This window comes from Nocardia wallacei (assembly GCF_029868745.1).
Classification (GTDB): domain Bacteria; phylum Actinomycetota; class Actinomycetes; order Mycobacteriales; family Mycobacteriaceae; genus Nocardia; species Nocardia wallacei_B.
Genome location: NZ_JARWOP010000068.1, coordinates 1 through 13,644, shown reverse-complemented (window position 1 = coordinate 13,644; position 13,644 = coordinate 1). Strand labels below are relative to the sequence as shown.

Below are 13,644 nucleotides of genomic sequence, written 5' to 3'. Positions count from 1 at the left end.
CCCGGGCCCGGTTTCCTTGGGGCCCCCTCCTAATCCCTGCCCCGGCGCGCGCCCGCCCGCCCCGCCCCCGCCGCCGACAGCGCGAGCCGGCCCCACCCCGCCGCGCGCGCCGCCACCCGCACCACGGCCGCGCACGCACTCGGATACGTCGCCGCCGCCGCGCGCCGCTGCGACGACAGCGGCGCCCGCGCGGCCGCCGCCGAACAGTGGCAGGCCGCGGTCGCCCTGCACGAACTGGCCGGGCACAGCGGCGACGCTGCCGAGCCCGCCGACCGGGCGGCCATGGTGCGGACCCTGTGCGCGCTCACCGGCGCCCTGGCCTACCTCGGCCGCAACAGCGCCGCCCGCGCGGCGCGGGCACGGGCGGTGCAACTGGCCGAACCGCTGGGCGATCGCCCCCTGCTGGTGCGGGCGCTGACCTGCTGGCGGGCCCCGGTGATCTGGGGCATCCGAGATTGGCGCACGCCCGAGCCGGAACTGACGGCGGCACTGGATGCCGCGCTGGCACAGACGGATTCACCCGCGGAGCAGGCCTGGCTGCTCGTCACGTCCGTGCTCGAGTCCGAGGCCGTCGGCGACGTCGACCAGGTGTACCGCCGGGCGCGCCGCGCGGTGGCCGCGGCCGAACAGACGCGAGACACCGAACTGCGGTGCGCCGCGCTCAACGCGCTCGGCTCCGCGATCACCGGGCCCGCGATGCTGGCGGGCTGGGGCCGGGTGGCCGACCAGCTGCTGCGCACCGCCCGCACCGCGCGCCTGCCCGAATATCAGGCCGTCGCCCACTACCTGCGGTTCCGCACCGCGTGCCGGGCCACCGATCTGCGGGCCGCGGCCCGGCACGCCGCCCGCGCGATCGAATACGCCTCGGCCGGGCAACTGCGCCCGCTCCTGGACACCCTGCAGGCGTTCACGGCCGTCACCGCGGTGCTGCGCGGCGACCTGGCCACCGCCGAGGCGGAGTACCGGTCCTTCGATGCCCGGATGCGGCAATCCGGCGTCGCCAACGAGGACGAGACGCTGCTCACCGGCGCGCTGACGCTGGCGTGGGCACGCGGTGACCTGTCGGGACTGCGGGAGCGGGTGGGTGCGCTGTACGCCGCGGAACCCGACCTGGTTGCGCAGCTGTACGTGCTGGTACTGCTGCACGTCGGCGACCGCGACCGGGCCCGCGCGCTGTTCCGCCACCACGCCACCGTGCGGCGCGACTTCTACTGGTCGGTGACGACGGTGTTCCGCGCGCACGCCGCGGTGGCGCTGGGGGAGACCGAGGCCGCGGGCGAACTGCTCGACGCGCTGCGCGACTGCTCCGGCACCATGGCCGGGCTGGCCGGTGGCGCAACGGTTTTCGGCCCGGTCGACGCCGTCCTCGCCGACCTGGCCGACCTGATCGGCGACACCGCCGCGGCCGCCGCCTTCCGCTCCCGCGCGGCGGCACTGCTGCGCCGCATCCGCGCCGAACTGGACACCCTGGGGCCCGCCCCCGCACCCCAGCCCCGCGTCGACCACACCGACACCGCCGAGAACCCCGACCCGGAGCTGGTCTGTGGCTGACCCCGCCACGCGCTCACCACAGCGGCAGCGGCGCACCACGTTCCCCGGGTGGGCGGGGACCGAGAATGCGGCGATCGGCCGCGGTGATCGCCGTGTCGTTGATGCTGGCCTCGCGGCGGCGCATCAGCCCCGCGTCATCGAACTCCCACAGCTCGTTGCCGTAGCTGCGCCACCACTGCCCCTGCGCGTCGTGCCATTCGTACTGGAACCGCACGGCCATGCGATGGCCGCGGAATCCCCACAGTTCCTTGCGCAGCGCGTAGTCGTGCTCGCGCGCCCACTTGCGGGTGAGGAAGGCGACGATCTCCGCGCGCCCGGTGACGAACTCGCCACGATTGCGCCACACCGAATCCGGGGTGTAGGCCAGCGCGACGCGCTGCGGATCGCGAGTGTTCCAGGCGTCCTCGGCCAGCTGCACCTTCTCGCGGGCGGCGGCCTCGTCGGTGAACGGCGGCACGGGCGGGCGGGTCATGTCCGGTGATTCCTTCCGGTCGGCGGGCGGGAGTATCCCCGCATTCAGCGTCGCGTGCCCGCCATCGACCGGGCCATGTCCATCGAGACATGAATCCCACACATCTGGACACGCCGGGTTGCTACCGTCGGCGCATGGCGCACAGACAGATCGCGGTCCTGGCCTTCGACGGGGTCCGGCTCCTGGACGTGACCGCGGTCCTGGAGGTATTCGGCACCGCCGCCACCCTCGGCGGCCGCTACGAGACCGTGCTCTGCTCACCCACCGGCGAACCCGTCACCACCGCATCGGGCACCCGCCTGCTGGCCGACGCCGCCTACGACCGGATCACCAGCCCCCACACCGTGCTCGTCCCCGGCGCGCCGGGACTGCCACACGCGCCCGTCCCCGCGGCACTGCTGGAAACCGTGACCAGACTCTCCGGCTCCGCGCGCCGGGTGGCGTCGGTGTGCACCGGCGCGTTCGCCCTCGCCCAGGCGGGCGTGCTGGACGGCCGCCGCGCCACCACCCACTGGCGGCACACCGGCAAGCTTGCCCGCGCCTACCCGTCGGTCACCGTCGAACCCGACGCCATCTACGTCCGCGACGGCGCGGTCACGACCTCGGCGGGCGTCAGCGCCGCCCTCGACCTGACCCTGGCCCTGGTGGAGGAGGACGAGGGCACGGCACTGGCCCGGGAGGTCGCGCGAGACCTCGTGGTATTCCTCCAGCGACCCGGCGGCCAGTCACAGTTCTCCGTGGCGTCACGCACCCTGCGACCGCGCCGCGACGAACTGCGCACGGTGCTGGAATCGGTGCTCGCCGACCCGGCGGGCCACCACTCCCTGACCGCCATGGCGGCCCGCGCCGGGGTCAGCGTCCGGCACCTCACACGCCTGTTCCGCGACGAATTGTCCACCACACGAGCGGCTTTCGTGGAATCGGCCCGGATCGAGGCGGCCCAGGCCATGCTGGAATCCGGCGAATCGGTCACCGCGGCGGCCCACCGCTCCGGCCTGGGCAGCGACGAGTCCCTGCGCCGCGCCTTCCTCCGCCACCTCGGCGTCACCCCCTCGGCATACCGCGCGCGATTCCGCACCGCGGCACGCTCCGCGTAACCCTCAGCGCAGCGCGTAGCGCGCGGCCAGCGCCGGAATGGCGGCGATCTTATCCCGCGGCAACCTGTCCCACTGCAGCCCCGCGGGACGATACGGCTCCACGCAGCGAATCACCGCCTCCGGCGTCACGATCAGATCGAGCCGGCAATCGTGCTCGGCCTCGGGCAACTCCCCGTCCACCACCTGCAACCGGTGCACCGTCGTCGCGATGATCGTGCGCTCATCGATCAACCCGACCTCCTGCAGCAACGCGATCTCGATATCGGAGTAACCCGCCCCCTTGCCCAGCCGCGCACCCCGCCGATTCACCGCCACACTGCCCAGCACGATCAGATCGATCGGCAGCATCTCGTCGACCTCCACATTGCGCGCCACCAGCGCCGCGGTGTCCTTACGCGCCGCCTCGGCGGCAGACACCGGCAACCGCGCGGGATCGAGCAGATAGAACGGCTTCGGCGCGGCCAGCCGCGGACACGCCATATAGATCAGCTTCCCCGCCTCCAGCGCCCGCAGCCGCACCGGGAACTGCGCGGTGTCGGGCACCGTGGTCAGCACCCGCGCCGACGACCACTCGGGCACCCCGGCCAGCCGATCGGCGGCGACCTCGGCCCCCTCGAACTCGGGGATGTTGTACGGCGCCTCCGGCGGAATCACCCGCTCCCGCTCCAGCAACGACCAGATACGTTCGCGCACGGCCTGTTTCGCCTGATCGACACTCACTGCGCCACTCCTCGTCTCCTAGCCGTCGACACCCCGCGGCGGTCCGCTGATCGACCGCCCGCGAGGGCCGCAGCGGCACGCGGACGGCTCAGCCCGCTCGCCGCGCCGCGTGTAACCGGGCCAGCGCCATGCGGGCCTCGGCGCGGGAGATGAGCTGATCGTCGTCGAGTTCGGCGATGGCCGCCTCCAGCCATTCCCGCACCAAGGTCGACAGTCCGATACCGCGTTCGCCCGCGAGTTCCTTGAGACGGGCGTGCAGACGCAGCGGCAGCCGGATCGAACTGGTGATCATGATGTCCTCGTCCGGCCGCAGCGGCGGCGGCACCTGCTGCGCGGGCACCGGGCCGTCACCGAAGGTCAGCCGGTCCATGAACGCCGTGACCTCCTGCGGGGTGGATGGTAAGTCCTTGTCGCTCATCACCGGTTCTCCTGTTCCCACTGTTCGAACACCCTCAACTCGTCGGCACGCATCTCGCGCGCGCCGATGATCAGCCACGTCCAGCTGTCCTGCCGGCGGGCGGCGACGATGAGCGGGCGACCGGCGTCGGTGCGGCCCCACAGGGTGAGGACCGCGACGCTGCCGTCGGCGGCCTGCCGCGGCCATCGCCGCGTGCTCGCGAGAATCTGCCGAACCTCCGAGGTCTCGATCCCGATCAGGTGAGCCATCGCCCAATCGGGCCACTCGAAACCCATGCCGCCATACTACGCGCGTAGTAACCCCAGTTCGAGCGGTCAGCCCTCGAACAGCGACTGCCCCACATAGCCGCTCGCATCCGCCACACCCGGCGGCACCACGAACACCGCGGACCCCACCGGCGTCGTCCACGTATTGAGCGCGTCGAACTCGGCCAGCCGCCGCTGCACCGGCAAGAACTGGGCCTCGACATCACGCTGATAGGCCGCGAACAACAACCCCGAATTCGAGACAGCCCCCGGCGCCGGCGGATCGTCGTAGTTGTAACCGCGCCGCAGGAACCGCTCGCCGTCGCTCGTGTGATGCGCCCGCGCGATATGCGCCGACGGCGGAATCACCGGAATACCGAACCGGTCCACCGCCGCGAAATCCGGCTCGTCGAACTCCCGGCCGCCCGTCAGCGGCGCACCCGTCGCGATCCGGCGCCCCACACTCAACTCCCGCCCGTCGGCATCGAGCTCGTCCCACGTGTCCAGATTCATCGCGATCCGCCGCAACACCAGCGACGTACCACCGGCCAGCCACGACCGCGTCCCGCCGTCGTCCCACACCAGCCGATCGAACTCCGCGCTGCCCGGCGCCAGATTCACCGTCCCGTCCACCTGACCCATCAAATTGCGCATCGTCTGCCCGCGCGGCGCATCGCGGAACCCACGCTGCACCCACCGCACCGACACCAGCGAGGCCACGCTCCTACACAACACCCGCACCGCATGCGACACCGTCGTCACCTCGTCCGCGCAGACCTGCACCAACAGATCACCCCCACACCACGCCGGATCCAGGCGATCGATCGCGAAACCCGGCAGCGGCCGCAACCACGGCGGCCGCGCAGACGCCAGCCCCGCGACCACGAACAAACCCGGACCGAACCCGATCGTCACCGTCAGCCGCGCCGGCCGCGCCGCCAACTCCGGCTCGGTATCGGCGAGCGCGGGCCGCCCCGCGGTCAACCGCCCGGCATCACCGGTCCAGATCCGCAGCAACCCGGCAAGATCGGCACGCCCGGTACCCGGCTTCAGATCGAACCCGACGAACGCCGCGTGCCGCTGCGGCACGGTCGCGACCCCGCCCTGATGCCGACCGTAGAACGGCTCGACCGCAACACCCGAATCCGCATCGGACACATCCCGTCCCGACCGCGCCACACCCCAGCCGACCCCGGCGACACCCGCGGCCCCCGCCGCGGCGGCGCCCCCACCCAGCAGACGCCGCCGCGACAATCTCGGCTCAGCCACCGTGCACGGCAGGGGTCGCGTCGCCCGCGGGCACGTAGTTCTCCTTGTTGCCCGGGAAATCACGCACCCGAGCGGTGAACGTCGTGCTGGACCCATCCGCGAACTTCACCGTCACCGGCACCTCCGCACCCGTCCGCAACGGCGCCGTCAAATCCATGAACATCAGATGATCCGCACCCGGCGCCAGCGCCACCCGCCCGTGCGCGGGCACCACCAGACCACCGGCCTTGGGCCGCATCATCTTCTGGCCGTCCAGACCCACCGTCTCGTGAATCTCCATCCGCGCCGACGCCGGACTGGTCGCGTCGACGATGCGCGCCTCGACGTCCGACGAATTGGCGATCTCGGCGAACGCCGCCGACATCCCCTGATCGGCCGCCTTCACCCACTGATCGGCAACCGCCACCGCCGCCGCCTGCGACACCGGCGCCGCGCCGCCACCCGACGAACACCCGCCCAGCAACACAGGAACCGTGAGCGCGACCACGACACCGGCCACGCGCGAAAACGTAAGAGCAGACATGGGAAATCTCCTAGTCGAGATATGAGGGAAGATCACCGCCCGCAACGGACACGCCCCGACGCCACAACCGCATGCCCTGCCGACACGCACAACATGCCGACACGCATCGAATGCACCCGCAGAGCACCAGACCGCCTGCGCCCGCACAGCATCGGACCGCGCACGAATGCCAGACCACACGCACCGCACAGTGCGTCAGGCAGCTACGCCGCGAAACGGTGAGAGAAAAGCGAAATGCCCACACCCCGTGGCGGCCCCCGCCGCCCGATCCCCGAACTCAGCAGCAGCCGCCACAGCGAGACAACGCCGGCACCCTCGACCACCCGCCACACCGCCGCCGGAACGGCCGGAACCACCCCCAGCGCCACCACCATCCGCCGCACGCTCGACAGCACCCGACCCAGCGCCACCTCGGCCCCACGAACCAGCAACGCCCCCACCGGAATCGCCACCAGATGAGCGACCACCATCGCCGCAGTGAACACCGGCGGATGACAATGCCCCGGCGCCACCGACAACGCCGCATGCCCGACCGCCTGCCCCGCCGCCAGCAACACCATCAACCGCGCCAACCCGGTGCCCACCGACGCCACCAGCACCCCCGTCAGCGCACACGCCGCCACGAGCAACGACACCGCGGCCGAACCCAACGCCACCGAACCCCCGCCCAAGGCATGCGCCGCGACACTCACCGCCCCCGCCGCGGCACCGACGGACGCACCGCGCAACCGCGCCGCAGGATCCGTCATCGACCGCACCCGCTCATCCTAAAGTCCCGGACCGGCCCACACCGCCGCCACCCCGGCCCGAGTCACTCCGAAACCGGCAGCAACAGCGGCCGTTTCGCCGTCAGATCCGTCCCCGACGACACCCCACGCAACCGCCGCCCGATCCACGGCGCCATATGAAACGCCACCCACCGCAACTCCGCCGCCACCGACGCCGACAACTCCCGCCGCACCGGCGGCAACGGCCGCCGCCACCCACCATCGGCCCCCGGCAACCCCAGCGTGTCCGCCACCGCACGCGCCACCAGATCGTGACCCAGCGGATTGAGATGCAACCGATCCTCCGCCCACACCCGCCGATCCGTCGTCGCGGCCACCGGCTCGAAATCCACCAGCAGCACCCCCGGCCGCCGCGCCAACTCCCGCATCCGCGCATTCATCGCCCGCACCCGCGCCGACAACGGCCGCACGATCGGCGCCACCCCACCGATATCCGGAAACGTGAACGTCACCACCCGCGCACCCACACCCGTGAGCGCCGCGAACATCGCATCGATATCCGCCAGCACCGCATCCTGATCGAAACGCGGCCGAATCAGATCATTCATCCCGGCCACCACCGCCGCCAGATCCGGCGCCAGCGCCACCGCCGGCGCCAACTGCTCCGCCCGGATCTGCGCCGCCCGGCGACCCCGCACCGCCAGATTCGCGTACACCAACTCCGGGCACGACCCCGCCAGCCGATCCGCCAGACGATCCGCCCAGCCCCGATGCCCACCCCGGCCGTCCGGATCACCGATACCCTCGGTCTGACTGTCACCCAACGCGACGAAACGACCGACCGGCCGCGCCACTGCGATATCCGACGTCACCTTCACCTCCCGCGGAACCCTGCGGCACGACATCGTACGACCGCCGCGCGAACAACGCGGATACACCGGCACACCATCGCATGACGGCTACCGATCAGAGCAACTCCAACTCCGCCGCCGCCCGCAGATCCTCCGGGAACACATACCGCCGCAGCGCCCAGAACCGGAACGCCATCGCCAACAGCACACCCAGAATCTGCCCGGTCACGAAATTGGCCACCGCCTGCGCCGCCGCACTCACATGCGGCACCCGGATATCGAACAGATACAGCGAAATCGCCTGCGGAACCAACGTCACCGCGATACCCAACGCGCTCACCGCGAAGAACAACGCCGCCTCGTGATGCCGCTGCCGCCCACCCCGCGCGCTGAACGACCACTCCCGATTCAGAATGTAGGACACGATCGTGGCGATCAGCACGCCGAACGCCCGCGCCGTCAACGGCTTGTCCTGCAGCACAGTCAATTTCAGCGTGTACACCACACCGGTATCGACGAACCACGTGACCGCGCCGACCACCGCGAACTTCATCAACTCTTGATGCCGGACGAGGGCAGCGCGATAGGCTTCCGGCAGCCGATCGAGGACGGGTTGTACCAACGACACGGCACCCACCTTAACCGCGCCCGCCGCCGCGCGCCGACCAGCCGACCATCCACCCCGTACGGCCCCCGCACCTCACCGCGGCGACGACGGCTCCGGCAACCCCACCAACCCCGCGCACACCGCCGTCAAACGATCCCCGAGCGCATCGTCCTGCGCCACCCGCGACGGCGCCTTCACCCGATCCTTCTGGAAATAACACCCGGTGACCGCCGCCAGATCCGGCGCCGAGGCCAGATACGCCAACCGCCGCCCACCCTCCTCCGCGGACACCATGAACACCCGCTTGAACACCTCCATCACCGGCTTGGCGAACCACGGCGCGGCATCCCAGATCCCCGTCGACACCGCCCCCGGATGAAACGCGTTCACCGTCACCCCCGTCCCCGCCCACCGCCGCGACAACTCCCGCACATACAACACATTCGCCAGCTTCGAGCGGCTGTACGCCCGCTGCCCCGAATACCCACGCGCACAACCCAAATCGTCCAAATCCAACGACACCCCGTAATGCATCACCGACGACGTGAACACCACCCGCGACGGCGCACTGCGCACCAACCGCTCCGACAACAACTCCGTCAGCAGAAAACCACCGAGATGATTGGTCGCGAACGTCGACTCCACCCCCGCCGTGGTCTCCGTCCGCCGGAAGAAGAAACCACCCGCATTATTGGCCAGCACATCCAGCCGCGGACACGTCTCCAGCACGGCGGCCGCCAGCCGCCGCACCGAATCCTGCGACGACACATCACATTCCAGCGTCTCCACCGCACCGGCCCCGGCCGCACGCACCTGTTCCGCCGTCGCCGCGAGCTTGTCCGCATTGCGCCCCACCAGCACCAGCCGATCGCCCCCTGCGGCGAGCTGCCGCGCGGCCGCCAACCCGATGCCTGATGTCGCCCCCGTAATCAGGATCGTCTTCATACCCGTCAACCATGCCAGAACCCACCGCCCCTGTCCCGCACTCCGCAACCACCCCCTACCGGCGCCGACTACCCGCCGAAACACCGTGCGCCGCAGCCACCGACCGGTACTGTGATCGAATGGAGCCGGTACTCGTCACAGGCGCCGCCGGAGGCCCGCAGGGCTCGACCGGCCGCCACCTCACCGCCCTCCTGCTCGGCCGCGGCATCCCGGTACGCGCCCTCGTCCACACCGACGACGAACGCGCCGCCCCCCTGCGTGCCCTCGGCGCCGAGGTCGTGGTCGGCGACCTGCGCGACATCGCCATCACCCGCGCCGCCCTCGACGGCCTCCACCACGCCTACTTCACCTACCCCGTCATCGACGGACTGGTCGACGCCGCAGGCGCATTCGCCGTCGCCGCCCGCGACGCCGGAGTCCGGCGCGTCGTCGCCGTCTCCCAGCTCGCCGCCGGCCCACAAGCCCTCACACCCCGCATGCGCCAGCACTGGGTCGCCGAACAAGTCCTCGACTGGGCCGGCATCGGCGCGATTCACCTGCGCGCCGCCGTCTTCCACGAAAACCTCGCCCTCCTCGCCGACACCGGCGACGGCACCCGCCTCACCATGCCGATGGGCCCACCCACCACCGTCCTGCCACTCATCGCCGCCGCCGACGTCGCCCGCGTCGCCGCCGGACTCCTCGCCGACCCCTACCGCCCCGCCGAGCCCGTACTCCTCCTCACCGGCGACGTCCAACCCATCGGCGAAGCCGCCCGCCTGCTCGGCCGCACCTACACCGACACACCCCCGGACCGCTGGCGCCACTGGGCACTGGAGTTCTACGGCTCCGCCCACGCCGCCGAACACCTGTCGAAACTGTGGGAGATCTTCCGCCTCCTCGGCGAAGGCACCGGCCTCTATCAGGTCACACCCGAAATCGAGAAATACGGCGGCCACCCGCCGACCACCCTCGCGCACTTCGCCGCCCACCGCTCGCGATAACCGCACCCGGCTTACCTCACAGGTAATCGGCAGCACGCACCCGTCTCCGTACGATCGAGCACGTGCAAACCCAGACCGCAGGCGACCTGCTCCGGCATTGGCGAGTCACCCGCCGCCTCAGCCAGCTGGAACTGGCCGGCCGCGCCGAAACCTCCGCCCGGCACCTCAGCTTCATCGAAACCGGCCGCGCCACCCCGAGCCGCCAGATGATCCTGCACCTGTCGGAGGAACTGGAAATCCCACTGCGCGAACGCAACCGCGTCCTGCTCGCCGCCGGCTTCGCACCCGTATACGCCGAACCCGGATTGGACACCCCGCAGATGAAGCCGGTCCGCACCGCCATGCGCCAGATCCTCGTCGGCCACGAACCACACCCTGCACTCGCGGTCGACATGCACTGGAACATGGTCGACGCCAACGCCAGCGCCGGCCTCTTCCTCGCCGACGTCGCGCCCGAACTGCTCACCCCACCGGTCAACGCACTGCGCCTCAGCCTGCACCCCGACGGCCTCGCCACGCGCATCATCAACCTCGCCGAATGGCGCGGACACCTGTTCGAACGCCTCCAGCGCCAGATCGAGATCACCGGCTCCGCGCACCTCACCGCCCTCTCCACCGAACTGCGCGCATACCCGGGCGGCGAGCATCCGCCCGGCCTGCCCGAACCCGAACAGGCCGTAGTCCCGCTCCGCCTCCGCCACAACGGCGCCGACCTGGCCTTCCTCAGCGCCATGACCGTCTTCGGCACGCCCATGAATGTGACGGTCGCCGAACTGGCCATCGAATCCTTCTTTCCCGCCGACCCCGCCACGGCCCAATACCTGCGCGACAACTCGCCGGTCGGCTAGCGCCCGGGCGCGTGCACAATCGAGCCCATGAGCGAAGCCGCGGCCCGCGTACACGACCTGCTGGGTGCCGAGGTGGCCGACATCGCGGACCTCGGCCACCGGCACGCGTGGACACTGCACCGAGCCCGCCTCGCCGACGGCCGGACCGTCTTCGTGAAAGCGGTGACCGGCGCACCGGATTCCACTGCCGGACAAGCACTACGCGCCGAGGCGGACAGCCTGCGCTGGCTGGGGGAGGGCGCCCGCGACGGCCTGGTGCCGCCGGTGCTGGGGGAGGACGGGCGGACCCTCGTGCTGCCCTGGCTGGACGAGACCACACCCGACCCGGCCGCGGCCGAGGAGTTCGGCCGCGCCCTCGCCGCGCTGCACGACTCCCGCCCCGAAACCTTCGGCGCACCGTGGCCGGGCTTCATCGCCACTGTGCGGCAAGACAATTCACCGAAGACGGGGGAGTGGGGGCGGTGGTACGCCGAACGCAGGCTGGCGCCGCTGCTCCCGGCCGCCGCACCCGTGCTGGGCGATCAGGGCCTGCGCCTGCTCGAGCGCGTCATCACCGACATCGACCGCCTGGCCGGTGATCCGGAGCCGCCCAGTCGCATTCACGGCGACCTCTGGTCCGGAAATCTCCTGTGGACCGCCGACGGTGTGCGGCTGATCGATCCGTCGGCACACGGCGGTCACCGGGAGACCGATCTCGCCATGCTGGCCCTGTTCGGCGCTCCGCACCTGGACCGGATCCGCTCCGCCTACCAGGAGGCGAGTCCGCTGAAACCGGGTTGGCGGCAACGCATTCCGCTGCATCAGCTGTATCCGCTGCTCGTGCATGTGGTGCTGTTCGGCGGCTCGTACCGGGGGATGACCTTGGAGGCCGCCGAGTCGGCGCTGCGAATCTGACCGGCCGGAGTGATCGCAGGATCGGCAGTTATCGACTCTTTAAAAATACCTAAATGGGCATATGCGCATCTATGCATTAAAGGCGCTCACAGTCATGTCGCCCTACAACATGCTCACGTTCAAAGCAGCATCGACGAGGGGGAGGGGAGCATCGTGCGTCCGAGCGTGGGTTAGCGTCGGCGCATGGACCTGCTGCGGATCCACCATGTGGCGATCATCGCCTCCGACTACGAGCGATCGAAGTCGTTCTACACCGAAGTCCTGGGCCTGCGGGTGCTGGCGGAGAACTATCGGGCCGAACGTCGTTCGTACAAACTGGATCTCGCGTTGCCGGACGGTGGGCAGCTGGAGTTGTTCTCGTTCCCCGACCCGCCGGCGCGGCCGTCGCGGCCGGAGGCGCGCGGGCTGCGGCACCTGGCCTTCGCGGTGCCCGATGTGGCGGCGGCGCTGGCGGAGTTGCGGGGTAGGGGAGTGGCGACCGAGGACGTGCGGGTCGACGAGCACACGGGGAAGCGGTTCGCCTTCTTCTTCGATCCGGACGAACTGCCGTTGGAGCTGTACGAGGTCGCGCCAGGCGCCTGAACAGCGGCAAGGCGTTAAATCATACCTAGATGTAGACATGCGAATTTATGCATGTATACCCGTCTTATACCCACTCATACAGTCACGACCTCGGAAAGCTCACCAATGCGCACATCACCACCTGCCCAGACGAGGAAGTGGGTCTGGTTGGTCGCCGGGCCGAACCGGCTGTCGGGGAACAGGATCGTGGGTGGGCGCTCGGGGCGAGGACGGCTCCCATACGATGGCCGGATGACCAAAGTGCTGCTGAATACCTCAGCCGGGGACATCACGCTCGAACTCGACGAGACGAGGGCGCCGAAGACGGTCGCCAACTTCGTGGATTACGTGAAGGCCGGTCACTACGACGGGACGATTTTCCACCGGGTCATTTCCGGCTTCATGGTGCAGGGCGGCGGTATGACCGCGGACATGCAGCAGAAGCCGGCGCCCAACCGGGTGGAGAACGAGGCGAGCAACGGGTTGCGCAACGACAAGTACACGGTGGCGATGGCCCGCACTTCCGATCCGCATTCGGCGAGTGCGCAGTTCTTCGTCAACACCTCGAACAACGACTTCCTCAACTATCCGGGTCAGGACGGCTGGGGTTACGCGGTGTTCGGCAAGGTCGTGGACGGTACGGACGTGGTGGACTCCATCAACGATGTGCGGACCGGTTCGCGGGCGGGTCATCAGGATGTTCCGGTGGAGCCGATCACGATCGTGTCGGCTCAGCTGGCCTGAGGTTGTTGTCGGACGAGGGGGGGGGGGGCGCCCCCCGGGGGGGGGGGGCCCCCCCCGGGGGGCGGGGGGGGGGGGGGGGCCCCGGGGGGGCCCACACCACCCCCACCGGGGGGGTAGACGGCGGACTCAGTTGGTGGCTCGACGATGGGGTCGAGACACGAGAGGACCGGATATGACCACGATCGAGG

The 13,644-nt window shown here is 70.4% G+C and carries 18 protein-coding genes; 7 read left to right on the top strand and 11 right to left on the bottom strand.

Features of this window, described 5'->3' with window-relative positions; all coding sequences use genetic code 11:
* Nucleotides 1-29: 29 nt before the first annotated feature.
* Complete coding sequence (locus tag QH470_RS04235; protein ID WP_280270925.1) at nucleotides 30-284, bottom strand: hypothetical protein; 255 nt, start codon at nucleotides 282-284, stop codon at nucleotides 30-32.
* On the opposite strand from QH470_RS04235, the gene QH470_RS04230 reads away from it, so the two are divergent.
* Nucleotides 283-1,551 (top strand): hypothetical protein, encoded by a 1,269-nt coding sequence (locus QH470_RS04230; RefSeq protein ID WP_280270924.1) that lies wholly within the window; start codon nucleotides 283-285, stop codon nucleotides 1,549-1,551. The two genes, QH470_RS04235 and QH470_RS04230, sit on opposite strands and share 2 nt — an antisense overlap.
* A gap of 13 nt (nucleotides 1,552-1,564) precedes the next feature.
* Here the strand turns inward: QH470_RS04230 and QH470_RS04225 are convergent, their stop codons facing one another.
* Nucleotides 1,565-2,023 carry a DUF1348 family protein gene (locus tag QH470_RS04225; RefSeq protein ID WP_280270923.1) on the bottom strand — a complete coding sequence of 153 codons (459 nt, stop codon included), beginning with the start codon at nucleotides 2,021-2,023 and terminating at the stop codon, nucleotides 1,565-1,567.
* 134 nt (nucleotides 2,024-2,157) lie between these two features.
* Between QH470_RS04225 and QH470_RS04220 the strand changes: the two genes are divergently transcribed.
* Nucleotides 2,158-3,120 carry a GlxA family transcriptional regulator gene (locus tag QH470_RS04220; protein WP_280270922.1) on the top strand — a complete coding sequence of 321 codons (963 nt, stop codon included), beginning with the start codon at nucleotides 2,158-2,160 and terminating at the stop codon, nucleotides 3,118-3,120.
* A 3-nt stretch (nucleotides 3,121-3,123) separates the two neighbouring features.
* On the opposite strand, the gene QH470_RS04215 is transcribed toward QH470_RS04220, so the two are convergent.
* The 9 genes from QH470_RS04215 to QH470_RS04175 form a co-directional block, all read right to left on the bottom strand.
* The gene (locus QH470_RS04215; protein WP_280270921.1) at nucleotides 3,124-3,840 is read right to left on the bottom strand and encodes a 5-formyltetrahydrofolate cyclo-ligase; all 717 of its coding nucleotides are present in this window, start codon (nucleotides 3,838-3,840) and stop codon (nucleotides 3,124-3,126) included.
* A gap of 88 nt (nucleotides 3,841-3,928) precedes the next feature.
* Nucleotides 3,929-4,258, bottom strand: a complete 330-nt coding sequence (locus QH470_RS04210) for a hypothetical protein (RefSeq protein ID WP_280270920.1) — start codon at nucleotides 4,256-4,258, stop codon at nucleotides 3,929-3,931.
* On the bottom strand, nucleotides 4,258-4,533 hold the full coding sequence (locus tag QH470_RS04205) for a hypothetical protein (RefSeq protein ID WP_280270919.1): 276 nt from the start codon (nucleotides 4,531-4,533) through the stop codon (nucleotides 4,258-4,260). The genes QH470_RS04210 and QH470_RS04205 overlap by 1 nt, the downstream gene beginning before the upstream one ends.
* A gap of 39 nt (nucleotides 4,534-4,572) precedes the next feature.
* Nucleotides 4,573-5,772 (bottom strand): Dyp-type peroxidase, encoded by a 1,200-nt coding sequence (locus QH470_RS04200; RefSeq protein WP_280270918.1) that lies wholly within the window; start codon nucleotides 5,770-5,772, stop codon nucleotides 4,573-4,575.
* Nucleotides 5,765-6,295: a copper chaperone PCu(A)C gene (locus tag QH470_RS04195; protein ID WP_280270917.1), complete on the bottom strand. Its 531-nt coding sequence runs from the start codon at nucleotides 6,293-6,295 to the stop codon at nucleotides 5,765-5,767. Before QH470_RS04195 ends, QH470_RS04200 begins: the two co-directional genes overlap by 8 nt.
* Nucleotides 6,296-6,498: 203 nt before the next feature.
* Nucleotides 6,499-7,044 (bottom strand): hypothetical protein, encoded by a 546-nt coding sequence (locus tag QH470_RS04190; RefSeq protein WP_280270916.1) that lies wholly within the window; start codon nucleotides 7,042-7,044, stop codon nucleotides 6,499-6,501.
* Nucleotides 7,045-7,106: 62 nt separating this feature from the next.
* Nucleotides 7,107-7,895 carry an SGNH/GDSL hydrolase family protein gene (locus QH470_RS04185; protein ID WP_280270915.1) on the bottom strand — a complete coding sequence of 263 codons (789 nt, stop codon included), beginning with the start codon at nucleotides 7,893-7,895 and terminating at the stop codon, nucleotides 7,107-7,109.
* Between the two features lie 94 nt (nucleotides 7,896-7,989).
* Nucleotides 7,990-8,502: a GtrA family protein gene (locus QH470_RS04180; RefSeq protein ID WP_280270914.1), complete on the bottom strand. Its 513-nt coding sequence runs from the start codon at nucleotides 8,500-8,502 to the stop codon at nucleotides 7,990-7,992.
* Nucleotides 8,503-8,574: 72 nt separating this feature from the next.
* Nucleotides 8,575-9,426, bottom strand: a complete 852-nt coding sequence (locus QH470_RS04175) for an SDR family oxidoreductase (RefSeq protein ID WP_280270913.1) — start codon at nucleotides 9,424-9,426, stop codon at nucleotides 8,575-8,577.
* Nucleotides 9,427-9,545: 119 nt separating this feature from the next.
* Here QH470_RS04175 and QH470_RS04170 point away from each other — a divergent pair, with 119 nt between their 5' ends.
* The 5 genes from QH470_RS04170 (at nucleotide 9,546) to QH470_RS04150 (ending at nucleotide 13,456) form a co-directional block, all read left to right on the top strand.
* Nucleotides 9,546-10,409: an NmrA family NAD(P)-binding protein gene (locus tag QH470_RS04170; protein ID WP_280270912.1), complete on the top strand. Its 864-nt coding sequence runs from the start codon at nucleotides 9,546-9,548 to the stop codon at nucleotides 10,407-10,409.
* Nucleotides 10,410-10,471: 62 nt separating this feature from the next.
* Nucleotides 10,472-11,257: a helix-turn-helix domain-containing protein gene (locus QH470_RS04165; protein WP_280270911.1), complete on the top strand. Its 786-nt coding sequence runs from the start codon at nucleotides 10,472-10,474 to the stop codon at nucleotides 11,255-11,257.
* 27 nt (nucleotides 11,258-11,284) lie between these two features.
* Nucleotides 11,285-12,151, top strand: coding sequence for a fructosamine kinase family protein (locus QH470_RS04160; RefSeq protein ID WP_280270910.1), 867 nt, complete (start codon nucleotides 11,285-11,287; stop codon nucleotides 12,149-12,151).
* A gap of 183 nt (nucleotides 12,152-12,334) precedes the next feature.
* Nucleotides 12,335-12,733 carry an SMU1112c/YaeR family gloxylase I-like metalloprotein gene (gene gloA2 / locus QH470_RS04155; protein WP_280270909.1) on the top strand — a complete coding sequence of 133 codons (399 nt, stop codon included), beginning with the start codon at nucleotides 12,335-12,337 and terminating at the stop codon, nucleotides 12,731-12,733.
* 231 nt (nucleotides 12,734-12,964) lie between these two features.
* Nucleotides 12,965-13,456 carry a peptidylprolyl isomerase gene (locus QH470_RS04150; protein WP_280270908.1) on the top strand — a complete coding sequence of 164 codons (492 nt, stop codon included), beginning with the start codon at nucleotides 12,965-12,967 and terminating at the stop codon, nucleotides 13,454-13,456.
* The last annotated feature ends 188 nt before the right edge of the window (nucleotides 13,457-13,644 follow it).